The sequence below is a fragment of the Streptomyces tauricus genome (assembly GCF_014650955.1).
Taxonomy (GTDB): Bacteria; Actinomycetota; Actinomycetes; order Streptomycetales; family Streptomycetaceae; genus Streptomyces; species Streptomyces tauricus.
In genome coordinates this window covers 21,582-46,780 of sequence record NZ_BMVY01000027.1, presented here as the reverse complement: position 1 = coordinate 46,780, position 25,199 = coordinate 21,582, and the positions used below count along the sequence as shown (strand labels likewise).

20 protein-coding genes are annotated in these 25,199 nt (G+C 71.6%); 8 read left to right on the top strand and 12 right to left on the bottom strand.

Annotation, left to right across the window (positions count from 1 at the left end):
* Window positions 1-610: 610 nt before the first annotated feature.
* Window positions 611-2,284, top strand: a complete 1,674-nt coding sequence (locus IE278_RS30850) for an RICIN domain-containing protein (protein WP_189776755.1) — start codon at window positions 611-613, stop codon at window positions 2,282-2,284.
* An 89-nt stretch (window positions 2,285-2,373) separates the two neighbouring features.
* Here IE278_RS30850 and IE278_RS30845 read toward each other — a convergent pair whose 3' ends face one another.
* From IE278_RS30845 to abmR, 4 genes are all read right to left on the bottom strand, one after another.
* The gene (locus IE278_RS30845) at window positions 2,374-3,552 is read right to left on the bottom strand and encodes a lactate 2-monooxygenase (RefSeq protein ID WP_189776754.1); all 1,179 of its coding nucleotides are present in this window, start codon (window positions 3,550-3,552) and stop codon (window positions 2,374-2,376) included.
* Between the two features lie 244 nt (window positions 3,553-3,796).
* On the bottom strand, window positions 3,797-4,825 hold the full coding sequence (locus tag IE278_RS30840) for a hypothetical protein (protein ID WP_189776751.1): 1,029 nt from the start codon (window positions 4,823-4,825) through the stop codon (window positions 3,797-3,799).
* Between the two features lie 100 nt (window positions 4,826-4,925).
* Window positions 4,926-6,515: a purine-cytosine permease family protein gene (locus IE278_RS30835; RefSeq protein ID WP_246570872.1), complete on the bottom strand. Its 1,590-nt coding sequence runs from the start codon at window positions 6,513-6,515 to the stop codon at window positions 4,926-4,928.
* Window positions 6,516-6,753: 238 nt separating this feature from the next.
* Window positions 6,754-7,329 carry an ATP-binding transcription factor AbmR gene (gene abmR, locus IE278_RS30830; protein WP_189776749.1) on the bottom strand — a complete coding sequence of 192 codons (576 nt, stop codon included), beginning with the start codon at window positions 7,327-7,329 and terminating at the stop codon, window positions 6,754-6,756.
* Between the two features lie 307 nt (window positions 7,330-7,636).
* Here abmR and IE278_RS30825 point away from each other — a divergent pair, with 307 nt between their 5' ends.
* Window positions 7,637-8,065 carry a protease inhibitor gene (locus IE278_RS30825; RefSeq protein WP_189776747.1) on the top strand — a complete coding sequence of 143 codons (429 nt, stop codon included), beginning with the start codon at window positions 7,637-7,639 and terminating at the stop codon, window positions 8,063-8,065.
* 147 nt (window positions 8,066-8,212) lie between these two features.
* Here the strand turns inward: IE278_RS30825 and IE278_RS30820 are convergent, their stop codons facing one another.
* Window positions 8,213-8,422: a hypothetical protein gene (locus IE278_RS30820; RefSeq protein ID WP_189776745.1), complete on the bottom strand. Its 210-nt coding sequence runs from the start codon at window positions 8,420-8,422 to the stop codon at window positions 8,213-8,215.
* A 169-nt stretch (window positions 8,423-8,591) separates the two neighbouring features.
* Between IE278_RS30820 and IE278_RS30815 the strand changes: the two genes are divergently transcribed.
* The gene (locus tag IE278_RS30815; protein WP_189776743.1) at window positions 8,592-9,317 is read left to right on the top strand and encodes a MerR family transcriptional regulator; all 726 of its coding nucleotides are present in this window, start codon (window positions 8,592-8,594) and stop codon (window positions 9,315-9,317) included.
* A gap of 39 nt (window positions 9,318-9,356) precedes the next feature.
* Here the strand turns inward: IE278_RS30815 and IE278_RS30810 are convergent, their stop codons facing one another.
* Window positions 9,357-9,746 (bottom strand): STAS domain-containing protein, encoded by a 390-nt coding sequence (locus IE278_RS30810; RefSeq protein WP_189776741.1) that lies wholly within the window; start codon window positions 9,744-9,746, stop codon window positions 9,357-9,359.
* Window positions 9,747-10,008: 262 nt separating this feature from the next.
* Between IE278_RS30810 and IE278_RS30805 the strand changes: the two genes are divergently transcribed.
* From IE278_RS30805 to IE278_RS30785, 5 genes are all read left to right on the top strand, one after another.
* A complete protein-coding gene (locus IE278_RS30805) occupies window positions 10,009-10,479 on the top strand; it encodes a hypothetical protein (protein ID WP_189776739.1) in 471 nt (156 codons plus the stop codon).
* Window positions 10,480-10,530: 51 nt separating this feature from the next.
* Entirely contained in the window at window positions 10,531-11,064 is a 534-nt protein-coding gene (locus IE278_RS30800; protein ID WP_189776738.1) for a GNAT family N-acetyltransferase, read from the top strand.
* A 114-nt stretch (window positions 11,065-11,178) separates the two neighbouring features.
* Entirely contained in the window at window positions 11,179-12,678 is a 1,500-nt protein-coding gene (locus tag IE278_RS30795; protein WP_189776736.1) for an ABC transporter substrate-binding protein, read from the top strand.
* Between the two features lie 14 nt (window positions 12,679-12,692).
* Window positions 12,693-14,453, top strand: a complete 1,761-nt coding sequence (locus IE278_RS30790) for an ABC transporter permease subunit (RefSeq protein ID WP_246570867.1) — start codon at window positions 12,693-12,695, stop codon at window positions 14,451-14,453.
* Complete coding sequence (locus tag IE278_RS30785; RefSeq protein WP_189776732.1) at window positions 14,446-15,717, top strand: MDR family MFS transporter; 1,272 nt, start codon at window positions 14,446-14,448, stop codon at window positions 15,715-15,717. Before IE278_RS30790 ends, IE278_RS30785 begins: the two co-directional genes overlap by 8 nt.
* A 133-nt stretch (window positions 15,718-15,850) precedes the next feature.
* Here IE278_RS30785 and IE278_RS30780 read toward each other — a convergent pair whose 3' ends face one another.
* The 6 genes from IE278_RS30780 to IE278_RS30755 form a co-directional block, all read right to left on the bottom strand.
* A complete protein-coding gene (locus IE278_RS30780) occupies window positions 15,851-17,359 on the bottom strand; it encodes an MFS transporter (protein WP_189776730.1) in 1,509 nt (502 codons plus the stop codon).
* A 159-nt stretch (window positions 17,360-17,518) separates the two neighbouring features.
* A complete protein-coding gene (locus tag IE278_RS30775) occupies window positions 17,519-20,287 on the bottom strand; it encodes an NHLP bacteriocin export ABC transporter permease/ATPase subunit (RefSeq protein WP_246570905.1) in 2,769 nt (922 codons plus the stop codon).
* A 118-nt stretch (window positions 20,288-20,405) separates the two neighbouring features.
* Window positions 20,406-22,523 (bottom strand): NHLP family bacteriocin export ABC transporter peptidase/permease/ATPase subunit, encoded by a 2,118-nt coding sequence (locus tag IE278_RS30770; protein WP_246570902.1) that lies wholly within the window; start codon window positions 22,521-22,523, stop codon window positions 20,406-20,408.
* A 161-nt stretch (window positions 22,524-22,684) separates the two neighbouring features.
* Window positions 22,685-23,491 (bottom strand): HlyD family efflux transporter periplasmic adaptor subunit, encoded by an 807-nt coding sequence (locus IE278_RS30765; RefSeq protein WP_189776727.1) that lies wholly within the window; start codon window positions 23,489-23,491, stop codon window positions 22,685-22,687.
* Window positions 23,492-23,596: 105 nt separating this feature from the next.
* Window positions 23,597-23,812 (bottom strand): type A2 lantipeptide, encoded by a 216-nt coding sequence (locus IE278_RS30760; RefSeq protein WP_189776725.1) that lies wholly within the window; start codon window positions 23,810-23,812, stop codon window positions 23,597-23,599.
* 464 nt (window positions 23,813-24,276) lie between these two features.
* Window positions 24,277-24,972, bottom strand: coding sequence for a type 1 glutamine amidotransferase domain-containing protein (locus IE278_RS30755; RefSeq protein ID WP_189776723.1), 696 nt, complete (start codon window positions 24,970-24,972; stop codon window positions 24,277-24,279).
* Window positions 24,973-25,199 lie beyond the last annotated feature (227 nt).

Below are 25,199 nucleotides of genomic sequence, written 5' to 3'. Positions count from 1 at the left end.
CCAGGGGTAGGGACCGACCCAGGGGTACGGGCCGACCCGCCCTCGGGGCCGCCGACCGAGGGCGGGAGATCGGGGTCGGCGGCCCGTTCCGCGTGGGAGAGCCGCCGTCCCGCGCGAGGCCTTCCGAGAAGGGCCGGTACCAGTGGACTACCGCCACTCCCGCGCCGGGAGCGTGCGAGCGCCCCGGGCGCGGGTACACGCTTCACACGGGGCACTCGGCGGGCAATACCCGCCGAACCGTTCCGCCTGTTATGAGTGACCGAGATGGACGGACGAGTTGCCGAGAAGGACCGGACGACTTGACCGGGACGGACACTGACTTTCCTTCAATGGGCGGATGTCGTTGAAGTGACTCACGCGCCTTGTTGGGCGTGAGCGTCATGTGCAAGGGTGAACTTCCTCGCACATGGCCAATGGCCAGGTCTGATTCACCGTTCGGGATTTCATCGTGCCGTCGGGCCCGAAAGGCTCGCGGCCGGCGGATGCCGAGTGGTCGACGTCCCGGCCGCTTTCCGTGCGCCAAGCCCGAAAGGTACGCACCAACCAGGAGCTCCTTTTCGGCGGTCAGAACTCCTGTGTGCCACCTTGTGCCGTGGAAGGAAACCGCTCAGTGCACACCCCCCACCCGCCTCGTCCGCCATATCCGCCCGCCTCCGGTGCCGCCCCCGGGGAATCCGACGAAAGCCTCGCCGCGCTCCTCAGGGCGCAGCCGGAGGGTGAACTCACCCGCCCCGTCGCGCTCCTGCTCGCGCGGCACTGGCAGTCGACGCACGACTACGCGGTCATCTGCCTCGCCTCCTCGGCGGACGTCGCCTCGATGGTCACCGCCGCCGCCTTCCAGCAGGTACTGGAACGACTGCGCCGCGCCGGGTCCGCCGCCGCCCTGCGCCCCCAGCTCCTGGTGGCCGTACGGGACATCGTCAAGGTGTGGTCCGCGGAGGACCGTATATCCGAGGCTCTGCCGGATCTCCGGAAACCGGCCGGCGGCCGCGGTATGCGCGTGACGAACTCCATGACACCGGAAAATCGCAAGCTCGCCGAACGTTCTTTCCAAGCTCTCCCCGGGCTCGCCCAGTGCGTGCTCTGGCACACCGAGGTCGAGGCCGAGCACATATCCGTACCGGCCGGTCTGCTGGGTATGGATGTCGACAACGCGTCGGCGGCGCTGGAGCAGGCTCGCGAGAAATTCCGCGAAGGCTGTGTACGGGCCCATCGTGAACTCGCGCCGAACAAGGATTGCCGCCACTACAACCGTCTCCTGGACGTTCCGATTCGGCGTGGCGGTGCCTTGCTCCCCGATGTGCAGCAGCATCTGCTGTCGTGCCGTTTCTGCCGTTACGCGGCCGAGCAACTGAGCCATTTCGAGGGTGGTCTCGGCGGACTGCTCGCCGAGGGCGTGCTCGGCTGGGGTGCCCGTAGATATCTCGAATCGCGGCCGAGCGGCGGTCGTTCGGCGGTCCGGGCCGTACGGCACACCGCAAGACGCCCGGGCGGCGGCCGTCGCCCCCGGCTGCGGTCCCGGCACTCCACCCGGCAGGGGCGGCACTCCTCCCCGGGCCCACGGCACTCCAAGGCACTCCTGACCGGAGCGGGTTTGGTCTCGGTGGCCCTGCTCGCGACCGTCCTGGTCACCGGTCTGTGGTCGCAGGACGACGACGGCGCCGCCCCGTCGGCCACCGCCGGCGCGTCCGCCGGCCTGACCCCTGGCGGGCAGGCACCGCCCGCCAGGTCGTCGGCACCGCCCGACTCGGCGGGCCTGCCCACCGGGCCCGTCCGGACCCGGCTGCGCAACCTCGCCGCCGACCTCTGCCTCGACATCAAGGGCGACAGGGCGAAGGCCGGCGCCGGCGCCGAACTGGACACGTGCTCGGCCGCCGGAACACAGAAGTGGTCGTACGAGAAGGACGGCCTCCTGCGCAGCGCCGCCGACCCCGACCTGTGTCTGGACTCCCATGTGGACGCCGGGGTGGTCGTCCTGGGCGACTGCGCCGCGGCGTCCGCCGAGCGGGGTGACGACGTGCGGTACGACCTCACCGTGCGGGGCGAGTTGCTGCCCCGCTGGCAGGCGGAACTGGCCGTCGCTCCCGCCGCGGACGAGGCCGAGGCGGACGTGGTGGTGAAGATCCGCGACCGTGGCGACGACCAGCGCTGGCTCACCGACGGCACCGGGGCGTCACCCGAGTCCCTGTCGATAGCGGGCACGGACACACCGTCCGGCGAGCCGACCGCCGACCGGTCCGCCGTCGGTACGCGGATCGGCTCGGACGCCGCCCTCGGTCTCTGACCGGCACGTTCCCCGTGAACGGGGAGGGGGAGGGAGAGGGGGAGGAGGGAAGAGGCGGAGGCGGAGACAGAAGGTGGACGACTCGGCGGTCAGGCGGTCCAGGCGGTCTCCTCCTCCAGGTCGTCGGCGCCGAGGTCGCCCGGCCCGGCGTGTCCCGACAGTGCGAGGGTGAGGTCGAGTTCGGCCAGCAGACAGCGGATGACGTGCTCGACGCCCGCCTGGCCGTCGAGGCCGAGCCCGTAGGCGTACGGACGCCCGACGAGGACCGCCTCGGCGCCCAGTGCCAGTGCCTTGAAGATGTCGTCGCCCGAGCGGATCCCGCTGTCGAAGAGGACGGTCAGCCGGTCCCCGGCGGCTTCGACCACCCTGGGCAGCGCGTCGGCGGCGGCGACGGCACCGGCCACCTGACGTCCGCCGTGGTTGGAGACGACCACCCCGTCCATCCCGGCGTTTGCGGCCCGTCGGGCGTCGTCGGGGTGGAGGACGCCCTTCAGGACGATGGGGCCGTCCCAGTTCTCCCGCAGGAACTCCAGGTCGGGCCAGGTCTTCGCGGGGTCGGCGAACATCGAGACGAAGTGCATGACCGCCGCGTTCGGGTCCTCGTGGACCGGTTTGGCCAGACCCGCCTGGAACGCCGGGTCGGAGAAGTAGTTGGCGGTGCCCACCCCGTGCAGGAACGGCAGGTACGCGTGGTCCAGGTCGCGGGGCCGCCAGGCCAGCAGGGGCGTGTCCAGCGTGACGAACAGCGCGGTGAACCCGGACGCCTTGGCCCGGTCCAGAAAACTCTTCGTGACCTCGCGGTCCTTCGCCCAGTACAGCTGGAACCAGCGTTCCCCGTCGCCCATGGCCTCGGCGACCTGCTCCATCGGCGTGCTGGAGGCGGACGACAGGATGAACGGAACCCCCTGCGCTGCGGCAGCCCGGGCCGCCGCCCGCTCGGCGTCCGGGTGCATGATCGACAGGACACCGACCGGCGCGAGCGCGAGGGGCGCGGGCAGCGGGCGGCCCAGCACCTCGACGGACAGGTCGCGTTCGTGGACGTCCCGCAGCATGCGCGGCACGATCCGGCGGCGCTCCAGCGCGGCCCGGTTGGCCCGTGCGGTGCTGCCGTTGCCCGCGCTGCCCGCCACATAGCCCACGGGGCCGGGCCCCAGCCGCTGTTCGGTGAGTTCCTCCAGCCGGGTCAGATCGGTGGGCAGCCGGGGCACCGCTCCCGTCATCCCGTTCAGATAGATCTCGTACTGGAAGTCCGCCCAGTGCTTCGTCATCCGTACGCTCCGCCTCTCGCCCTGGATCCCGTGGCCGGGACCGTGCCGTTCCTGCCCGCGGCCCCGCGACGATCCTTACGAGCGGGGCAAGATCCGTCCAGTACGGGCGCACACCTGACGCGCGGCCCTGGTGGAGATCGGCAGCGCCCCGAGAGGCGCGGGGCACCGCGCGACCCGCCATGACGCGCCCGCGGACACGACACACGACGCGCCCGCGGACACGACACCGGACCCGGCGGAGCGCTCACGCCGGGAACGACACCCGCACGGACACCAGGCGGCCTGTCGGATCCAGGTCCGCCGAGACCGGGAACCAGCCGTCGCCCTGACCGGTCATCGCGCACAGCACCTGTGCGCCGCCGACCTGTACGGTGCCGGCCTCCAGCGGCGAGGCACGGACCGCCCGCATGATCTGCCAGTGGTGGGAGTGCGGGCGGAAGTCCACCATCAGCCGCCTGCGGGAGTCCGCGTCCTTCCAGTCGAAGAGCGCGGTGGCCAGGCGCATTGCGTCCGGCAGCGGCAGACCGGTCCAGCCCTTCACGCCCTTCTCGCCGGGCTCGCCCAGGTCGGGAGCCGCGAACTCGGTGGCGGCTTCGGCCTCGGCGGCGCCCCAGAACGCGACGTCGGCCAGCCCGTCGACCGGCTCGTCGTGCCGCCAGGCGCTCAGCGCGTCGGCGTCGCCGAAGAGCAGCCGGGCCCAGTCGACGCGGATCTCCCCCAGCTCCACCGACTTGACGGCGTGCGAGGCAGGGGAGGCGGGCGAGACGTGAGTGGGGTCGACGGGGATCACGATGCCGTCGTCCGTCGCGAGCACCGGCAGCGGGCGGTCCGGGGGTACTCCGCCGAGGGCCACGACCGGCACGCCGTTCATCAGGAAGCGGCCGCCGCCCCCCTCCACGCACCGGCGTACCCGCTCCCGGTGCGGCACCCGTTCGGCGCGCGCTTCGAGTACGGCGTCGAAACCCTGCTCCCGGCAGTGCGCGGCGAAGAGTTCGCGCAACTGCGCGGCCCCGGACGCCGGGATGTCGTGGAGTGTCCGGCCGGGCTGCCGGCCGAAGGAGTGGGCCGCGGTGTCGGCGTCGGGGCCGGTGATCAGGAAGTCGGTCGCCGCGCTCACATCGGCGGCGACCACCGGATCCTGGACGCCGAACGCTCCCGGGTCCACCAGCGCCGGTGAACCCTCTCCGCTCCACATGCCCAGATGACCGCCGTCGACGATCACCAACTCACCGGACGGACAGGTGATCTCGCCCAGTCCGTAGATCTCTCCCATGGCGGGGCAGTCTACGAAGGCGGCGTTCCCGGACAGCCCGTCGGCGCGGCAGCTGTCCGGTTTTCGCCGTCGTCAGGTCGGCAGGGGGAGGCGGCGGCCGTCAGGAGCTGCCGGCCGCCATCGCGTCGCGGCTCGCCCCGGCGTCGGTCCCGGTGCCCGGTCCGGTGATCGGCGGTACCGGCACGTCGACCGTACGGACCAGGCGCGCACCCTCCGGTCCGTACGCCGCCCTCGGCTCGGGGAAGAACCACAGCAGGCCGAGGAACAGGACGGCCGCGACGGCCAGGGAGATCGGCAGGCCGATGTCGACCCCGCCGGCCAGATCGCCGAGCGGTCCCACGAACTGGCCGGGGATGTTCGTGAAGAGGACACCGAGCAGCGCGGAGACCCACCAGGCGGTCATGCCGCGCCAGTTCCAGCCGTGGGTGAACCAGTAACGGCCGCCGCGCTGGCGCCGGTTGAAGACCTGGAGCGCGTCCGGGTCGTACCAGCCGCGCCGGGTGAGGAAGCCCAGCATCATCACGACCATCCACGGCGTCGTACACGTGATGATCATCGTGGCGAACGTCGAGATGCTCTGGACGAGGTCGAAGCCGAAGCGGCCCACGAAGATGAACGCGATGGACAGCACGCCCACGAGGACCGTCGCCTGCACCCGGGACAGCCGGGGGAAGACGGAGGAGAAGTCGAGGCCGGTGCCGTACAGCGCGGTCGTGCCCGTCGCCATGCCGCCGATCAGTGCGAGCAGGCACACCGGCAGGAAGAACCAGCTCGGCGAGATGGCCAGCAGCCCGCCGACGAAGTTCGGCGCCTCCGGATCGACGTACTCCGGGGCCTTGGTCGCGATGATGCTCGCGGTCGCCAGGCCGAAGACGAACGGCAGCAGGGTCGCGATCTGCGACAGGAAGGCGGCTCCGACCACCCGGCGGCGCGGGGTGCTCGCCGGGATGTAGCGCGACCAGTCGCCGAGGAACGCGCCGAAGGACACCGGGTTCGACAACACGATCAGCGCGGAGCCGATGAAGGACGGCCAGAACAGATCCCGCGTCGCCGCGTCCGCCGACTCCGTGAAGACACCCGCGTACGACGGGTCGAAGTCCCCTGCGAAGGCCGCCAGGCCGAGCAGGAACAGCAGGGTCGCCGAGGCCACCGCGACCTTGTTGACGAACAGCATGAAACGGAAGCCGTACACGCACACCGCGAGGACCAGGACGGCGAAGAGCGCGTACGCGACGACGTACGACAGGTCGCTGCGCTCCAGGCCGAAGAGCCGGTGCGCACCACCGACCAGGGCGTCCCCTGAGCTCCACACCGAGATCGAGAAGAACGCGATCGCCGTGAGCAGGGACAGGAACGAGCCGACGACCCGGCCGTGCACGCCGAGGTGGGCGGAGGAGGAGACGGCGTTGTTCGTGCCGTTGACCGGTCCGAAGACCGCCATCGGGCAGAGGATCAGCGCGCCCGCGAGCACTCCGAGGAGAGTCGCCGCGAGTCCCTGCCAGAAGGAGAGCCCGAAGAGGATGGGGAAGGCGCCGAGGACGCAGGTGGAGAAGGTGTTGGCCCCGCCGAAGGCGAGCCGGAAGAGGTCGAGCGGACTCGCGCTGCGGTCCGCGTCGGGGATCCGCTCGACACCGTACGGCTCGACCTCGGTGAGCGACGGCGGTGGCGTGGCGGGGGAGTTCTGGGACAAGGAGGGCTCCAGCGAAGGACCGGCCCTGGGCGGGCTGGGCGGGGGAGCGCGTGGTGACGCGGCTGACGGGACGGTGTGTCGCTGTCGCCGGGGTGCGCGCAGCGCGGGGAGACCGTCCCCTGGTGCGGTGGTCTGCCGAAGCTACGGGGCGGACCGAGGGCGGCACCAGTGGATGAACCGTCCGTCTTTACGGCCCCGGGTGGAGCATTCCTCCACCCGGGGCGGCGGCCTGTCGGGGTCAGCTGTCGTCGTGGTCGGCGGTGGCGGCCGGTTTGTCCTCGGGGGTGGGGTCCGGTCCGTCGGGGCCCTGGGCGCGGACCCGCTGCACCTGCTCCAGGGAGTCCCGCAACTCGGCGAGCCAGTCGTCCGTGTGGCGCTCGACGAGGCGTACGCACCAGGCGAGGGCGTCGCTGCGGCTGCGGGCGACACCGGCGGCGATCAGGGTGTCGAGCACCTGTCGCTGCGGCTGGCGCAGCCGGGTCATGACGGGGGCGGCGACATGCGTGAACAGGGCGCGCTCGCTCCCGCACTCCACGCCCCACGAGACCTTTTTCCGGAAGCGGTGCTCGGCGTCCCGGGCCACGGCTACGCGGGCGTCGCGGGTGCGCTCGCGGAACTCCCGGATCCGGGCGCCGACGGCGGCCTCCCGCTCGGCGTCCGAGGCGCCCTCGGCGAGCCGGGGTTCGGGGATGCGGCCGATGACGGTGATCTCCTCGCGGTCGGCCGTGACCTCGCCGAGGCTCTCGAAGAGGTCGTCGGGCAGACGGCCGGCGAACCAGCCGCGCAATGTCTCGTGCTGTTCGGCTGTAATCATGTAATGACGATTACTCGCTCGTCGGCGAGGCGCAAGAGGTCGGTACTCAGCCTGAAGCGGAATGTTTCAGGCCTATTGCTGATCAGGGGATATCCGGCCAGCGGGTCTCCGCGTCGACCTGGCGCCCGCTCTGTTCCAAGGGAGCCGTGTTCGATTTCCGTAACTTCGCGCCACTGATTCAACACGCAAGGTTACTGAAACGCGTGGGGTCGACGTGTGTTTCCGCCGCGGACTCGGCAGACTCGCGCTCGCCGCACCGGCACCACCGAGTCGGTGCGGCGATCAACCGAGCGGAAGGATGCACACGATGCCGAACACCGCGCGCTGGGCAGCGACGATCACCCTGACGGCCACCGCCGTCTGCGGTCCCCTGGCCGGGACCGCCCTCGCCACCCCTTCGCCGACCGCGCTCTACGCCCCCTCGTCCCTGGTGTTCACCACGGGCCACGGGGAGATCGCGGCCGAAGCCACACCTGAACGCGCGGTCACCCTGAACTGTGCGCCGACGGCCTCGGGAACCCACCCGGCCGCCGCCTCCGCCTGCGCCGAACTGCGGGCGTCGGACGGTGACTTCGACGCCCTGCCGATCAGATCCGACGTCCTGTGCACCCGTGAGTACGACCCCGTCGTCGTCACGGTCGACGGCGTCTGGCAGGGCAAGCGGATCTCCTACGAGCGCACCTTCCCGAACGAGTGCGTGAAGAACTCCTACGGGACGACCGTCTTCACGTACTGACAGGGCCGGGGTCGCGCGGTCCTCCGAGTGCGTCGACGGAGGCCCGCAGATGCGGATGGGGAGTGCGAGTCCCGTCGCGGAGCGCCGCGTGACCTCGCAACAGGGGCCGGCGGAGACGGAGTGGGGCCGTCTCCGCCGGCCCTGGCGTCATTCCTGGGCGCGGGCGCCGCTCGACGCGGTGATGCGCCAGGCCCCGACCTCGCGCTGTCCGGAGTCGTACAGGGCCGACCCGTCTCCGGGCTTCAGCTCGTAGTGCTGGAGGTTGCCGCCCCAGTAGCGAAGGATCCGCCCCAGTTCCCGGGCCGCGTCCCCGTCCCAGCCGGAGCCGCCCATGTCGACTTCAAGGGTGAACTTCATACAGCCGCTCTCCTCTTCTCTCAGGTCGGTGCCTCACCCCTTCAATCGTTCCATTGCATTGCTTTGTGAGACTTGGGCCGGCACACCGCCTGTTCAGGGCGGTTCAGTGCCGGGAAACCCTCAAACGCACGGATGGCGAGGGGGTCGGGAGCGAGCGTGAGGGGTGCGGGTGGGGGATCGACTGCGGGTCGTGGATCTCGCGCGGGCGGCTGGTGTCTCGACCCAGCAGGTTCGCAACTACGTGGAGACGGGCCTGTTGCCGCCCGTGGAGCGCACGGACAGCGGCTACCGCGTGTTCACGGACGTGCACGCCGACGCGCTCACGGCGGCTCGCGCGCTGGCCGCCGGGCACGGCTGGCCGACGGCCGGGGCGATCATGCGCGCGGTGCACGGCGACGACCTGGAGACGGCCCTGGCCGTACTCGACGCGAGCCATGCCGAACTTCACCGGGAACGGGGCGAACTCGCCGAGGTCCTGGCCGTCCTGGACACGCTGATCACGCCGGAGAACATGCCGGAGAGTCCGTCGGCGGACCGCGGCGGTCTGCGGATCGGAGAGGTGGCCGAAGCCGTCGGTGTGCGGACGCCGGTGCTGCGCCTGTGGGAGGCCCGCGGTCTGCTGCGGCCCGCGCGCGAGAGGTCCACCGGATACCGCACCTACTCCGCGTCCGAGGCCCGGCTGGCCCGGATCGTCGCCCTCCTGCGGCGCGGCGACCACCCCTTCGCCGCCATCGGCCCGGTCCTGGCCGAGCTGCGCACCGGCAAGAACCCCGATCGGGTACGGGCCGTACTGGCCGGACGTGAGCGCGAGCTGCATCGCCGGAGCCTGACCCGGCTGCGGGGTTCGGCCGCGCTCGACGCCTATCTCGAACGGCTCGGGAAGGCAGCCCGGTAGGTTCCCGGCCCGCTTCGGATCTGCTTGCTCCGGATCTCCTCAGCCGTCGTCACCCGAGGCGGGGCCGGGTGGGAGGTCCGGGAGGGGTGGGAAGCGGGTCAGGAGGCCGCAGGCGTGTAACAGGCGGTGGATGCGGGGCTGGTCGGAGACCAGGCGGAGGGTGCCGCCGTGTTCTTCGGCCCGGCGTTCGGCCCGGCACAGCACCCGCAGCCCCGAGCAGTCGAAGAACTCGACCTGCCGGAGGTCCACCACGAGCTGGGGCACTCCGTCCGAGGTCAGGGCGTCCAGGTGCTCGCTCAGGGCGCCGGCTGTCGCCATGTCGATCTCGCCCAGCACCTCGACGACGGTGAACCCGGGGCCCGGATAGCTGTGGGCATACGGATTCGCCGGGGGCGGTCCGGCGGGACGGTCGTGGGGTTGGGGTGGCATAGCGGCTCCACCTCGTACAGGGGCGGGCGTATTTGATCTCGCTTGTTACCCGTAGCGCGCCGGAACGATCCCTACCGCACGTAACGCAAGATCTAGTTCACTCGACCTAGTGAACTTCGGCCATAGCAGTTGACTTTTGGTCTTTATGTTTGCTCAACGTGCCCTGTTCATGGGTCTGTTGTCGACGTACAGTCACCGTGCTGCCCCAGTCCCTGGCCGCACCACGCATTTCGTACGACTGTCTGGCCAAGGAGGGTTGGCGGTGGGAACGCCGGTACGCGCTTCCTCGGACGGGCCTGCGCTGCTCACCGAGCACGGGCTCATGGAGCCCGTCCGGGAGATGGAGTTCACCGCTCATTTCGCGCGGGCCGACGGGGAGTTCGCCGCCCAGGCGGCCGCCGTGGCGGTGACCCAGGTCATCGACGCCCCGCTGTCGTTCGTCTCCCCGGTCCTCGACGCGGGCTGCTCCGCGAGCAGATGCCTGCTGGCGCGCAGCGCCGCCGACACCTGCCGGATCGTCCTCACGGCGGACCCCTCGGGCATCACCGTCGCGGCCACCGACGACGTGGCGGTCCCGCTCGACGCCGGCGACCCGGCCGGCGCCAAGAACCTGCCGCTGCTCGCCGTCGTCGACGGACTGAACGTGCACCACGGCCCCGACGGGCATGTCTGGGTCGTGTGGAAGGGGTCGTGGCGGCGGACCGGCCTGACCCCGGGCGGTCTCACGCCCTGACGCACCGGCCCCCGGGCCGACCTCTACAGCCTTAATGCATATGATGCGCAAGTGCGTGACTACTGCATAAGAACGGCGACCCCCGACGACGTCGACGGCGCCCGCTCCGTGATGCTCGACACCGTGTACCGGGACTTCGGCACCGGGTACGTACCTCACTGGCACCGGGACATCGTCGACCTCCATGGCGCCTACGTCGTGCCCGTCCGCCACACCCTGCTCGTCGCGGTCGACCGGCGGGACGGCACGGTGGCCGCGACCGCCGCCCTCGACTCCCGCGGCCCGGCCCACCCGCCGAACCCGCGCCACGTCGCCGAGCGCTACCCCTCCGGCGAGACCGCCCAGCTGCGCCGGGTGTACGTCCGCCCCGAGGACCGCAGACAGGGTCTGGCCCGGCGGCTCGTCGCGGGGCTGCTCGACTTCGCGGTGGCCGACGGCGGCTATCGCTCCGCCTATCTGCACACCGACCCGTCGGTGCCCGGGGCGGAGGCGTTCTGGCGTTCGCTGGGCAAGGCGGTCCACGACGAACGCGAGGAACCCGGCGGCGGCCAGGGAATCATCCACTTCGAAGTCCCCCTGCCCTGACGGCGTACGACGTATCTCCGCCCTGACGGCTCACCGCCGTCACGACGACGTACCCCCGCCCTGACGACACGGCCCCGCTCGCGTCAGGCACCCCCGCACCGAACGAAAGCAGCCATGCCCCCTCTGTCACGCCGTCGCAGGTTCGTCGCCGGACTGCTGCTCGCCCCCCTGCTCACCGGCTGCTTCGCCTCCGGCGGTGGCGACGAGTCGTCCGACAGCCCGGCGGGCGCCCGGCTGAAGGTCGCGCTCGCCTTCCCGCCCGCCGAGAACTTCTCCCCGTACGGTGCCGACGCCACCCTCCTCAGCAGGCTCGGCGTCACCGAGGGCCTGACCCGCCTCGACGCCAACGGCGTCGCCGCCCCCGCGCTCGCCGAGTCGTGGACCCGCGAGAACGACCGCGACTGGCTGTTCACCCTGCGGGACGCCGCCTTCCAGGACGGCACCGAGGTCACCCCGAAGGCCGTCGCCGCCGCCCTCACCCGCGCCGCGGGCGCCGACCCCGTGACCGCCGCCCTCTCCGGCGTCGAACTCGCCGCCGAGGCCGCGGGCGACGGCCGCGTACGCGTCACCACCGCCGACCCCGACCCGGCACTGCCGTTGCGCCTGTCCAGCCCCGGCCTGGTGATCCTCTCGGCGAAGGCGTACGCGAAGAAGGACGCCGTCAGCCCCGTCGGCACCGCCACCGGCCCCTTCGAACTCACCGAGGTCACCGGCACCACCGCGGCCACCCTCGACCGCTTCGACGACTACTGGGGCGGGCGCGCCCAGGCCTCCGGCGTCGACGCGAAGTTCATAGCCGACGGCACCGCCCGGACGAACGCGCTGCGCACCGGCGAGGCGGACATCGCCGAGGCCGTACCCGTCTCGCAGGCGGCCTCCCTCGACAAGGAGGCCCGCCGCGAGACGGCCACCACCCGCACCACCAGCCTCCTGCTGAACACCAGGTCGGGCGCCTTCGAGGACGCGGCGACCCGGGCCGCCGCCCGCGAGGCGATCGACACCTCCGCCCTCGCCAAGGGCGTCTACGAAGGACACGCCGACTCCGGCGTCGGCACCTACGGTCCCGCCCTGACCTGGGCGGCCGACAAGCGCGTGCAGCCGACCGGCCGCGCGAAGGCTGGCGCCGCCGCCGGGAAGACGCTCACCGTGGCCACGTACGACAACCGGCCCGAACTGCCCGAGGTCGCCCAGGTGCTGAAGCAGCAGCTGGAGAAGGCCGGGTTCACGGTGAAGCTGGAGGTGCGCGAGTACTCGCGGCTGGAGAGCGACGCGCTGGCCGGGAAGTTCGACGCGTTCGTGTCCGCCCGCAACACCATGCTCGACACCGGCGACCCCGTCTCCATCCTCGCCAGCGACTACACCTGCGAGGGCAGCTACAACCTGGCCCTCCTGTGCGACAAGCAGGTCGACAAGGCCGTCTCCGAGGCCGAGTCGATCAGCGACACCGCGAAGCGGCAGGACGCGGCGATGACCGCCGAGGCGGCCATCCTCGGCACGGACGCCGTCGTGCCGCTGGTCCACCAGCGGATCATCACAGGCGTCGGCGCCGAGGTCAGCGGCGTACTGCTCGACCCGTACGAGCGCAACCTCGTCGGCGTCGGCACCCGGCGCTGACGGGCGGCGGGCACGTGCTCAAGGCCGCCCTCCGCGGTGGGGCGCCGGTGCTGCTCTGGCGCGCCGCCCTCGTCGCCACCCTCCTGTGCGGCGTCGGACTGCTGCCCTGGCTCTCGCGCACGGACCCGGCGCTCACCGTGCTCAGGGCCCGGTCCGCCGAGCGCACCGCGACCCCTGAGGTACTGGACGCGATCCGCGCGCAGCTCGGCCTGGACGCCGGGCCTGCGCGGCTGCTGGGCGCCTGGCTCGGCGGACTGCTGCACGGCGACGCGGGCCGGTCGTGGATCTCCGGCGCCGAGGTCACACCGTCGGTCCTTCAGGCGCTCGGCGTCTCGCTGCTGCTGATGGGCGGGGCGCTGATCGTCGCGGCGGTCACGGCGGCCGGGGTGTGCGCGCGGACCCTGCGGCTCGGGGCCGGCCGACGGCTCGACGAGCGGCGCTCCGCGGGCACCGGCTCGGCGTTCCTCGCCACCCTCCCCGACTTCCTGACCGCCTCGGTGCTCGCCTCCGTCGTCGGCGTGCAGCTCGGCTGGCTGCCCGCACTCGGCTGGTACGGCCCCCGGTGGATGGTGCTGCCCGCCCTCTCGCTCGGCCTGCCCGCGGGCGCGCTGCTCGGGCGGATGCTCGACGACCTCCTCCCGGGCGCGTTCGCCGAACCGTGGGCGCTGGCCGCCGCCGCGCGCGGAGCCCGCGGCCGGACCGTCGCACGCCAGGCGCTGCGGCGGTGCGTACCCGGCCTCCTGCCGAACGTGGGTCTCTTCGTCGTCGGCCTGACCGGCGGCGCGGTCGCCGTGGAGCAGATCTTCGACATCCCGGGCCTCGGCCGCCTCTCCCTCCAGGCCGCCGTGGCGCAGGACCTGCCCGTCCTCCAGGCCGGCACCCTCGCCCTCGTCGTGCTGGCGGCGGCCGTCGGAGGCCTCGCCCGCCTCACCGCACGCCTCCTGATCGGCCCGGCCCTGCGTGACGACGCACTGCCCTCACTGCACCGCCCGACCCCGTTCCGCCCCACGACACCACCCCTGCTGTACGGGGGACTGCTGCTCGCCGTCATCGCGCTGGGCCTCGCCCGCGACCCCCTCGACCTCGACACCACGGCCCGACTCCAACCCCCGTCCTGGACGCACCCCTTCGGCACGGACGCGCTGGGGCGTGACGTACTGGCCCGCGTCGGCCACGGAGCACTCGACACCCTGGCCCTGGCCACCGCCGTCAGCGCCGTCGCGCTGCTCCTGGGCGTACTGCTGGGGCTGCTGCCCCGGTTCTCCGGGCCGCTCGCCGACACGGTCAACGCCGTACCGCCGGTCCTCGCCGCGCTCCTGGTCACCGCGGTCGCGGGCAGCGGACCCACCACCCCGGCCCTTGCGGTGACCGCCGTCGCCTGGGCGCCCCTCGCCACCCACACCTCGGCCCTGCTGAGGCAGGAACGGGCCACCACCCACCTGGCGGCGACCCGCGGCCTCGGCGCGACCCCGCTCCAACTCCTCCGCCACGACCTGCTCCCGGCCGTCCTGCCGCCGGTCCTGCGCCACGCCCTGCTCCGCCTGCCCGGGGTGGCCCTGTCCCTCGCGGCCCTCGGCTTCCTGGGCCTCGGCGCCCAGCCGCCGTCCCCGGAGTGGGGCCTGCTGCTCTCCGAGAACCAGCCGTACGCGGAACGGGCACCCTGGGCCTCCCTGGCGCCCGCCGCCGCACTCGCCCTGCTGGGCGCGGTGGCGGTCACGGCCGGTGGCGGCGTCCGATGGCCCAAGGCCCTGCGCGTACGGCGCCGGCATGCCTGAACCGGAAACACGCCTCAAGCGGCGCCCCCTGCCCCTCCTCCGCACCTTCGCCTCCCTCTCACCGCTGCTGCGCCTGCTGGTCCTCACCCAGCTCGCCTTCAACATCGGCTTCTTCGCTGTCCTGCCCTTCCTCGCCGAACACCTGGGCACGGCGATCGGCATGGCGGGCTGGCTGGTCGGCCTGGTGCTGGGGCTGCGGACGTTCAGCCAGCAGGGCCTGTTCGTGGTGGGCGGCGCGCTGGCGGACCGGTACGGGGTGCGGCCGGTGGTGCTGGCCGGCTGTGTCCTGCGTATCGCCGGCTTCGGCTGGCTCGGCTACGCGCGGACCACGGGGACGGTCGTCGCGGCCGTGCTCCTGATCGGTTTCGCCGCCGCGCTCTTCTCACCCGCGGTCGAGTCCGAGGTGGCCCGGCAGGCGGTGTGCAGGGAGGAGGCGGGGGATGGCCCGCGCACCCACGTACTGGCGCTGTTCACGGTGGCGGGCCAGGCGGGCGCGTTCCTCGGCCCGTTCCTCGGGGCACTCCTCCTGGCCGTGGACTTCCGCGCGGTCTGCCTCACCGGGGCGGGGGTCTTCGTGCTCGTCCTGGCGGGCCACGCGTGGCTGCTGCCGCAACGCGTCCCCGGCAGGGCGCGGATACGTTCCCGCGGCGGACTCCGCCGCCTGGCGCGCAACCGCGGCTTCCTGTCCCTGTGCTGCGCGTACGGCGCGTACCTGCTGGCGTACAACCAGCTGTACCAACTGCTGCCGGCCGAGGTGGAGCGCGCGGCGGGCTCACAGACGCCGCTGGCCTGGCTGTTCGCGCTCTCGTCCCTGCTGGTCGTGACGGCCCAACTCCCCGTCACCCGCTGGGCGGCCGACCGCCTGGACCTGCGCCGGTCCCTGACGACGGGACTGCTGCTGATCTCGGCGGGCTTCGCGGTCGTCGCCGCGGCCCGGCCCGCCGGGTGGACGGGCACCGTGGGGCTCCTGCCCGTGGCCGGTTACGTCGTCCTGCTCACCCTGGGCCAGATGCTGGTCGCACCCGCGGCCCGCGCCTGGGTCCCCGACCTCGCCGAGGACGGCAGACTCGGCCTCTACACAGGCGCGCTGTCCTCGGTCTCCGGCCTCATCGTCCTGATCGGCAGCGCGGCGACCGGCTCCCTCCTGGACACGACCTTGCCCCCGGCCGTCCCCTGGCTGCTCCTGGCAACGATCACGGCAACAGCGACAGCGCTCCTACCCCACCGACCAACGGCAGGAGCAGGGGCGAAGCCCCGCTCCTGAGGCGCGCGGGCAACGGCGCACCCAGCCCTCACGCCGCCGCCCACTCGCCCACACCGCCCCGCCCCCCCCGCAGGGGGGCAGCAAAGAGGGGCCGCCGTCTCCCTGAAGACGGCGGCCCCTCAGCTCGGGTGGCTCACATGTGGACGACAGGCGCGGCGTCAGGGTCCTGCTCCTGAACCCCGGGCCGGAACAGCAGGAACGTAACCACCGCACCCGCGGCGAAGAACCCGGCGGACCACCAGAACGCGGTGGTGTAGCTCTCGATCGAGGACTGCGCCCGCACCAGCGGATCGCTCGCGTCCTTGCCGACCAGGAAGCTGGTGGCCGCACTCGCCGCAAGCGTGTTCAGGAGCGCGGTCCCGATGGACCCACCCACCTGCTGCATCGTGTTGACCGTGGCCGAGGCCACCCCCGCGTCCTCCGCGGCGACCCCGCTCGTGGCCAGCGCCATCGCGGGCGGCATCACGATGCCGAGCCCGGCGCCCATCACGAGCAGCGGCGGCAGCACGGCGGTCGAGAAGGCGGAGTCGACGTCGATCGCGGTCAGCCAGACCATCGCGACCGTGGCGAGCGCGAAGCCGGCCGGAATGACGGTCTTCGGTCCGATCCGCGGCACCAGCATCGTCGTGGACACCTGGGCCATGACCATCAGGGCGGCCATCATCGGCAGGAAGGCCACACCGGTCTTGGTCGGGCTGAAGCCCAGGTTCAGCTGCAGGTAGTAGGTGAGGAAGAGGAAGACACCGAACATGCCCGCACCGGTCACCAGGACGGCGATGAACGAGGCCGCGCGGGTGCGGTCCAGCAGGACGCGCATCGGCAGCAGCGGGTGCGCGGCCCGGGTCTGCCACCAGCCGAACACCGCGAGCAGCACACCGCCCGCCGTCAGGAAGCCCCAGGTCAGGGGCGAGTTCCAGTCGTGGGTCTCGGCGTTGGAGAAGCCGTACACCACGGAGAAGAGACCGGCGGAGACCAGCAGCGCGCCCGGTAGGTCCAGCCTGGAGTTCGCGGCGTCACGGTGGTTGTTCAGCAGCACCCAGCCACCCACGAAGGCGGCGACGGCGAAGACGACGTTGACGTACAGGGTCCAGCGCCAGTCCAGCGCGTCGGTGAGCACACCGCCGAGCAGCAGGCCGAGCGCGCCACCGGCACCGGCGATCGCGCCGTACACGCTGAACGCCTTGGCGCGCTCCTTGGCGTCGGTGAAGGTCGTGTTCAGCAGGGAGAGCGCGGCGGGCGCGAGGAGGGCGCCGAAGACACCCTGGAGGGCGCGCGCGACGACCAGCATCCCGAAGCTGTTGGCCGCGCCGCCGAGCACGGAGGCTCCGGCGAATCCGGCGACACCGATGAGGAAGGCGGGCTTGCGCCCGAAGAGGTCGGCTATCCGGCCGCCCAGCAGGAGCAGCGAGGCGAAGGCCAGCGCGTACGCCGTGACGATCCACTGGCGGTTGCCGTCGGTGAAACCGAGGTCGGCCTGCGCCGACGGGAGCGCGATGTTCACGATGGTGGCGTCCAGCACCACCATGAGCTGCGCGATACCGATGATCGCGAGGATCCACCAGCGGTTCGCGGGGCGCGCCGCCCCGGGTGAGTCCGGGGCGCCCTTGCGGGCGTCCTCGGACAGGGTCTGTGTCTTGGACATGGGAGGACTCCAGGGAAAGTTCGCTCGGCACTGGACGTACGTAAACGAAACTGTTTCGTACTCTTCGAGGCTAGACCACTTTCATCGAAACGACAAAGTTTCGCTAGCGAGACGGACGTCACACGCGCCGCGGTCAACCCCGAAGGCCGGTCGCGAGTCCTACCGCATCTGGCGGCGCACCAGCTCGTGCAGCCGACCGCCCGTGTCCGCGAGGAGCTGCGCGGGCGTGCCCTGCTGGGCGATCCGCCCGTCCTCCATCACGATCACACGGTCCGCGTCCATCACCGTGGACAGCCGGTGCGCGATCACCACGCGGGTGGCGTTGAGCGCGCGGGTGCTCTCGATGACCGTGCGCTGGGTCTCGTTGTCGAGGGCGCTGGTCGCCTCGTCGAAGAAGAGGATGCGCGGGCGCCGGATCAGCGCCTGGGCGATCATCAGCCGCTGGCGCTGACCGCCGGAGACCGCTCCGCTGCCCGAGACGATCGTGTGCAGCCCCATCGGCATACGCCTGATGTCGTCGGCGAGCCCCGCCATCTCCGCCGCCGCCATCGCCTCCTCGGGCGTGTAGGGCTCCGTACCGCAGATGACGTCCAGGATCGAGCCGGTGAAGGGCTGCGCGTGCTGGAGCACGACACCGCACTGGCGGCGGACGGCCGACTGGTCGAGGGCGGCCAGGTCCTGGCCGTCGTACAGCACACTGCCCGCGACCGGCTTGTCGAAGCCGATGAGCAGCCGCAGCAGGGTGGACTTGCCGCAGCCGCTGGGGCCGACGACCGCCACGAACTCGCCGGGCCGGATCGCGAAGGACAGGTCGTCGAGGACCAGCGGCCCGTCGTCGGTGTACCGGAACGACAGCTTCTTCGCCTCGATGGCACCGGACAGCTCGGCGGGCCGCGTGCTCGCCACCCGTACCTCAGGCTCCGCGTCGAGGATCGGCTTGATCTCCTCGAACATCGGCAGCGCGGCCACCATCGACACGAAGGAACCCGTCAGCTGGGTGACCGAGGTCAGCAGCATGGTCATCGAGGTGTTGAAGGTGAGGAAGGCGGCGGCCGAGAGCGTGCCGCGTGCCGGTCCCGCCAGCAGCATGAACATGATGAGCGAGCAGAGCGGCAGGTACACCGAGCCCAGGACGGTCGTCAGGTTCTTGATCCGGCCGACCCGCTGCTGGAGTTCGCGGCTGCGCGCGAACTCGCCCGCCCAGGCCGCGTACGCGTAGTTCTCCGCCGCCGCGACCCGCAGCTTCGGCAGCCCGCGCAGGGTCTGGAAGGCCTGGTTGTTGAGCTTGTTGCTCAGCACGATCAGCCTGCGCTGCCAGCGCACCTGCCACAGACCGAGCCCGAGGAACACCCCGGCGATCACCACGAGCATGCCGATCGCGGTGAGCGCCATCGGAACGCTGAACCAGAACAGCAGCGCGAGATTCATCGCGCCGACCGTGACGGACTGGACCACCACCGGGCCCAGGCCCGCCATCATGCGGCGGATGGCGCTGATGCCCATGGCGGCACTGGCCAGTTCACCGGTGGAGCGCGAGGTGAAGAACTTCGTGGGCAGCCGCAGCAGCCTGTCCCACACGGCCGGCTGCAGCGTGGCCTCGATGCGGCCTTCGAGCCGCAGCATGGTGAGGTTCTGCATCAGCATGAACGCCGCCGACACCACACTGGCGATCATGATGGCCAGACAGACCTGGACGATCAGGCTCTCCTGGGCCTTCGGCACGAACTCGCCCAGCACCTTGCCGGTCGCGATCGGCACGAGCGCGCCGAGCGCCACCGTCACCAGCCCGCTCAGCGCGAGATTGCGCATGTCCGAGCCGGTGCCCCGGAGACTGAACCTCAGCAGCCCGAGCGGGGTCAGCCCGCGGTCGGGCAGCGGCCGGTAGAACATCACCGCACGCGGCTCGAACTCCGCCGCGTTGGCCTTCTCCACCGGGGTCTCCCGGCCGCTCGACGGATGCACCGCCACATAGCCGCCGCGCCGCCACAGCAGCGCGGCCGGCGCACCCGAGGCGACCCGGTGGCCGACGAGCGGACCGACGTCGTCGCGCCACCAGCGCCCGTCGAGACGCACCGCACGGGCCCGGACCCGGGAGGCGAGCGCGATCCGCTCCACCGGGTCGAGCCGGTCGCTCTCCGAGCCGCCCTTCGCGGGGTCGCAGAGGGTGATCCCGGCCGCGCGGGCGACGAGTTTGCACGCCGCGTACGTGGCATCGGCGTCGGCCGCGCCCGGACCCTGGCCCGAGCGCTTGGATATCGAGGCGAGCAGCGTGCGGTCGGCCTGCGCGCGGACGGCCTCGCCCGCCTTGATGCCCGCGGCCGTCCGGGTCTCGTGGGCGCGCTCCACCTGTTCGATCCAGCGGTCCAGCGTGGCCAGCAGCCGGTACTGCTGGTCGACCATCGTCCGCCACAGCGCCGGGTCGACCAGCAGGTCCGCCGCGGCCTCGGCGCCGTACAGGGAGCCGTACCGCACACTGCCCGGCGGTACCTGCGTCCACAGGATGTCGTCGTCGGTGAGGGCCGCGCCCCGCTCGGTGGCGAGCGGCGCCTCGAAGAGGATGGCGAGCCCCCGGCCGACACCGAGGGAGAGGGCGTACTCCAGGGGGCTGGTCGACGGGGGTACGTACTGGGGGTTGCCGTACGCGTCGTACGTCCAGGTCTCGGTCTGCGGCGGCCGGTGCAGCTCGCGCAGCTCGATACGGCGCAGGACGCACGCGCGCAGGGGCCGGCCGACGAGCGTGTGCTGGGGTCCGGCGACCGGGCCGAGCAGCAGCGAGCCCGCTTCGAGCCGGCCGAGGTGGTGCCAGTGGCCCTGCTGGGCCGCGTCGACCGCGAACAGGTCCATGGCGCCGGCCGCGACGAGCCACAGGACGTGCGGCCCTTCGAGGTCCAGCCGGTTCAGCCCCGAGCCGTCGACGGGGACGCCCATGCCGCCGAGTGCGGCGAGCACGTAGTCGCCCTCGCTGACGGGCTGTTGATACTGCTCGTGCGGCGCACTCTGCCCGGCGGGCTGCTGGTACTCGTTCTGCGGGTACGCGGATGTCATCTCATCGCTCCCTGACCAGCTCGGCGTACGCGCCGCCGGCCGCCACCAGGGCGTCGTGACGCCCGCGTTCCACGACCGTGCCGTGCTGGAGCACCACGATCTCGTCGCTGTCGCGCACGGTGCTGAGCCGGTGCGCGATCACCACACAGGCACAGCCGCGCCTGCGCAGGTTGTCCATCACGAGCTGCTCGGTCTCCGCGTCCAGCGCGCTCGTCACCTCGTCGAGCACCAGGATGCTGGGCCTGCGCACCAACGCCCGGGCGATCTCCAGGCGTTGGCGCTGACCGCCGGAGAAGTTGCGCCCGTCCTGCTCGACCCGGCTCTGGATTCCGCCGGGGCGGCGCGTCACCACGTCGTACAGCGCCGCGTCCCGCAGTGCTTCGACCACCGCCTCGTCCGGGACCGACGGGTCCCACAGGGCGATGTTGTCGCGGACCGTGCCCTCGAAGAGGAACACGTCCTGGTCGACGAAGGACACGGACGACGCGAGCGCGCCGCGCGGGATGTCCTCCAGCCACTGCCCGTCGATCCGGATCACGCCCTCCCAGGGCTCGTACAGACCCGAGATCAGCCTGGACACCGTCGACTTGCCGCTGCCGGAACCCCCGACCAGGGCGACCTGCTGCCCCGGCCCGACCGTCAGCGAGAACCCGGACAGCAGCGGCTTGTCCAGCGGGCTGTAGCCGAAGGTGATGTTCTCCAGCTCCACATGGCCCTGCAGCCTGCGGGTGCTGTCGTTCGCGCCGCGCCGCGAGTACAGCGGATCGGCGGCGAAGTTCTCGACGTCCTTCAGCCGGGCCACGTCGGCCGCGAAGTCCTGGATACGGCCCGCGACCCCGTTCAGCCGGGTGATCGGCGCGGTGAAGCGGGTCACCAGCGCCTGGAACGCGACGAGCAGACCGACGGAGATGTGCCCCTCCACGGCCCGCATCCCGCCGATCCACAGGATCAGGGCGCTGTTGAGGGTCGCCAGGGTCGGCGCCACGACACCCAGCCAGGCGCTCGGCACCCCGAGACGCTGCTGCTCCTCAAGGGTGGTGGCGTGCTGCCCCGCCCACTTGCGGAAGTAGCCGTCCTCGCCGCCGGTCGCCTTCATCGTCTCGATCAACTGCAGGCCCGTGTACGCCGTGTTCGTCAGCCGCGCGCTGTCGGCGCGCAACTTAGCGGTACGGGTCGCGCGCAGCCGGATCACGACCCGCATCGCCACCACGTTGAGCAGGGCCACCGCGACGCCCACCGCGGTGAGCTGCGGATCGTAGGTGTAGAGCAGTACGGCGTACAGGACCACGACGACCGCGTCCACGCCCGCCGCCGCGAGGTCGCGGGCCAGGGTCTCGGCCACCGCGTCGTTGGACTGGAGGCGCTGCACCAGGTCGGCCGGGCTGCGCTGCGAGAAGAACGTGACCGGCAGCCGCAGCAGATGCCGGAGGAACTTGGCGCTGCTGAGGGTGGAGGAGATCAGCCGGCCGCGCAGCAGGTTCGCCTGCTGCAGCCAGGTCAGCACCACCGTCAGCAGCACACTCGCGCCCATGGACGCGAACAGCACCCCGAGCAGCGAGGTCTGCCCGCCGATCAGGAACAGGTCGATGTACGTACGGCTGAGCGCGGGCACGGCCGCGCCGACCGCCACCAGCAGCAGGCTGGCCAGCACGGCCGCGGGCATGGTGCCCGAGGTGCCGCGCAGCCGGGCGGGCATGGCGCCCATGACACCGGGCTTGCGGCCGCCCTTCTCGAAGTCCGGGCCCGGTTCCAGGACCAGCACGACACCCGTGAAACTGGTGTCGAAGTCCTCCATCGGGACGAAGCGCCGGCCCTTGGCGGGGTCGTTGACGTACACCCCGCGCCGGCCCAGGCGGCGTCCGATCCCGTCGAGGACGACGTAGTGGTTGAACTCCCAGAACAGGATCGCCGGCGCCCGCACCTCGGCGAGCGCCGCCGTGTCCATCTGCATGCCCTTGGCCGTCAGACCGTAACTGCGGGCCGCCTTCAGCAGGTTGCTGGCCCGCGAGCCGTCGCGCGAGACACCGCAGGCGATACGGAGTTCCTCCAGCGGGATGTGCCGCCCGTGGTGGGCGAGGACCATCGCGAGGGAGGCGGCGCCGCACTCCACGGCCTCCATCTGGAGGACGGTGGGCGTACGGACGCGCCGCCCCCGGCCCGTGGGGACCGTGCGCTTGGGCGGCGCCGCTCGGCGCCGGCCCCGTACGGGCGGCGGCAGTTCGGTACCCGTGGTGTGCGTGGCGGACGAGGTGTCCTGGGGTGACGTGTCCTGGGGTGCGGTCACGGCAGCAGCCAATCGATCGGGCGCTGGTCGTCCAGACGGATCGAACCGGAGGCCATCGTCATGGAGTCGAGCCGGAACGGCGGGCCCTCGGCTGACGACCACTTGTAGCCGGACTTCGTGCCGGACGAGGTGTCGAGCCGGACGAGGACGGCCACGGGCCTCCCCTTCTTGGTGAACTGCTCGCCCAGTTGGCTGTCGCCGAGGAAGGCGGCGATCTGCTGGGGTGACTGGGCGGCGCGGTCCACCGACTTCACATGGCCGCGCAGCACCCCGTACTCCTGGGTCGGCACGGACTGGACGGTCAGGTCGACGGGGGCGTTCGCGGGGATCGTGGCGGCGTTCTCGGCGGGCACGTACACCGTCGCGTACAAGGGGTCGTCGGCGCCGGCGACCTTCTCCACGGCCGCCACGTTCGTGCCGGTGCTGATGATCGCGCCGATGGTCGCGGCGAGCGCGGAGACCCGGCCCGCGGCGACACCGCGTACGACCGTCTCGCCCTTCGCCGTACGGACCTTGAGGACGGGAGCGTTCGCCTTGATCCGCCTGCCCTGCTCGGTGAGGACCGCGGTGACCTGGCCGGAGACGGGGCTTTGCAGAAGGTAACTGCCTTGGCCGTGCGTGAGGATGGCGGGCGCGCTCACCGTGGACGCCACGGAGCCCGTCACGGCCCAGACCGACGCGGCGGCCATGACGACGACCGTCACGGCCAGCACGAGCCAGCCCTGGGGGCGGGCGAAGCGCACCGGCAGGTCGAGTTCCTCCGGCGACTGCAGTTTGGCGAGGGCCTGTTGGCGGAACTGCACGGGATTTCCCTCACCTGCGAGGAACTTGTTGACAGGGAACCCGTGAGTCCCGGAACCGGGGAATGGTTCCGGGACTCACGGCACGCTAAGCGATCACAGAAGTGATCAGAGACCGGCGACCAGGCCGGTGACCGGGGCGGTGTTCAGGCCGGTCACGCCCTCCACGGTGCCCACGACGGTGTCGACCAGGCCGGAGACGGGGGCGATGCCGTTGACGGCACCGGTGACGGAGCCGAGGGCGTTCAGCGCGAGGCCACCCGAGACGTTGTCGAGGTCGGCGTCGGAGATCTCGGCGGTCTGGACCTGGGGGGTGGAGTTCATGATGAACTTCCCTTCCTATTGATATTCACAAGGGGGGAGCGGCCCCCTCTGGGGACAGATGGTCGGCCGCGACCGCGAGCACCCGGATCCCGAAAACGAAATCCGAAGAACGGCCCCCGCGGTGCAATGGATCAAAGCACGGTGCCGCGCCGCGCATCCAATCAACGGGCCATGTGATCTGGGCATTCAGGAGCCGAATCGGTTCAACCGTGCAGGCCTGCGCACCGGGTGGTGGCGACTTCTTCACATGGCCCCGGGGGTCATCCACATCTCGGCAACACGGGACGGAACCTGAATCGGGCACACCTCGCCAATGACGCGGCACGCGACGATCCGTTGTGCGGATTCGTCGCGTGCCGTGACTCCACTGCGTATTCGCTGTGCAGATTTGCTGAAGCCGGGATTCCGCTCCGACTGATCAACAGAAGGTAAGTGGCTGATCGCGGAGTGTGATCGGCCGACCTTCAGCCGAGCATCCTGAGGAGTTCGGCCGCGAGCGGCGCGGAGGAGGCGGGGTTCTGGCCGGTCACGAGATTGCGGTCGACGACCACGTACGGGGCCCACGGCTCGCCCTCCTGGAAATGGGCGCCGATCTCCACCAGGCGGTCCTGGAGCAGCCACTTGGCCTTGTCCGCGAACCCGGCCTGCGTCTCCTCGATGTTGGTGAACCCGGTCAGGCGGTACCCGGCGAAGGCGTTGCCCCCGTCCTCCTTGGTGGCGGCCAGCAGCGCGGACGGGGCGTGGCAGACCACCCCGAGCGGTTTGCCGGACTCCAGGGCGCGCGTCAGGAGGCGGCCCGAGTCGGCGTCGACCGCGAGATCCTCCATGGGGCCGTGGCCGCCGGGGTAGTAGACGGCCGCGTACGCGTCGAGGTCCACGTCCTCAAGCCGGATCGGGCGCCGCAGCTCGTCGAACGAGGCGAGGGTGGCGGCGACCCTGTCCGCGCCCTCCTGTCCGCCGTTCAGCTCGGGGGCCAGGCTGCCCCTGTCCACCGTCGGGGTGACGCCGCCCGGGGTGGCCACGACGATCTCGTGGCCGGCCGCCTTGAAGGCCTCGTACGGGGCGACGGCCTCTTCCGCCCAGAATCCGGTCGGGTGCTTCGTGCCGTCCGCGAGAGTCCAGAAATCGGCACCGGTCACTACGAAAAGAATCTTCGACATGTATCGAAGGTAGGCCTATGGGACAGGGAGTTCCAATGGGGGATCAATTGGGGGATCCCCGGGGATCGAGCGAGGGTGCCGGATTTCCTGTGACGTCACGGGAACAGGCCCGAATGCACCCGAATGAACGGGCGCGGACCGAGGGCCATGTGGCCGTATTCCGGTCACTGTCGTCCTTTCGCCTTCGGGGCTCCGATCAAGGCGTCGATTCGGGGCGCACCCGGTGT

Excerpts from the sequence above, each read along its gene's own strand:
- IE278_RS30845 (WP_189776754.1), bottom strand. The coding sequence starts at position 3,552 with ATGACGAAGCACTGGGCGGACTTCCAGTACGAGATCTATCTGAACGGG.
- IE278_RS30840 (WP_189776751.1), bottom strand. The coding sequence starts at position 4,825 with ATGGGAGAGATCTACGGACTGGGCGAGATCACCTGTCCGTCCGGTGAG.
- abmR (WP_189776749.1), bottom strand. The coding sequence starts at position 7,329 with ATGATTACAGCCGAACAGCACGAGACATTGCGCGGCTGGTTCGCCGGC.
- IE278_RS30825 (WP_189776747.1), top strand. The coding sequence starts at position 7,637 with ATGCCGAACACCGCGCGCTGGGCAGCGACGATCACCCTGACGGCCACC.
- IE278_RS30820 (WP_189776745.1), bottom strand. The coding sequence starts at position 8,422 with ATGAAGTTCACCCTTGAAGTCGACATGGGCGGCTCCGGCTGGGACGGG.
- IE278_RS30810 (WP_189776741.1), bottom strand. The coding sequence starts at position 9,746 with ATGCCACCCCAACCCCACGACCGTCCCGCCGGACCGCCCCCGGCGAAT.
- IE278_RS30795 (WP_189776736.1), top strand. The coding sequence starts at position 11,179 with ATGCCCCCTCTGTCACGCCGTCGCAGGTTCGTCGCCGGACTGCTGCTC.
- IE278_RS30785 (WP_189776732.1), top strand. The coding sequence starts at position 14,446 with ATGCCTGAACCGGAAACACGCCTCAAGCGGCGCCCCCTGCCCCTCCTC.
- IE278_RS30780 (WP_189776730.1), bottom strand. The coding sequence starts at position 17,359 with ATGTCCAAGACACAGACCCTGTCCGAGGACGCCCGCAAGGGCGCCCCG.
- IE278_RS30775 (WP_246570905.1), bottom strand. The coding sequence starts at position 20,287 with ATGGGCGTCCCCGTCGACGGCTCGGGGCTGAACCGGCTGGACCTCGAA.
- IE278_RS30770 (WP_246570902.1), bottom strand. The coding sequence starts at position 22,523 with ATGGAGGCCGTGGAGTGCGGCGCCGCCTCCCTCGCGATGGTCCTCGCC.
- IE278_RS30760 (WP_189776725.1), bottom strand. The coding sequence starts at position 23,812 with ATGAACTCCACCCCCCAGGTCCAGACCGCCGAGATCTCCGACGCCGAC.
- IE278_RS30755 (WP_189776723.1), bottom strand. The coding sequence starts at position 24,972 with ATGTCGAAGATTCTTTTCGTAGTGACCGGTGCCGATTTCTGGACTCTC.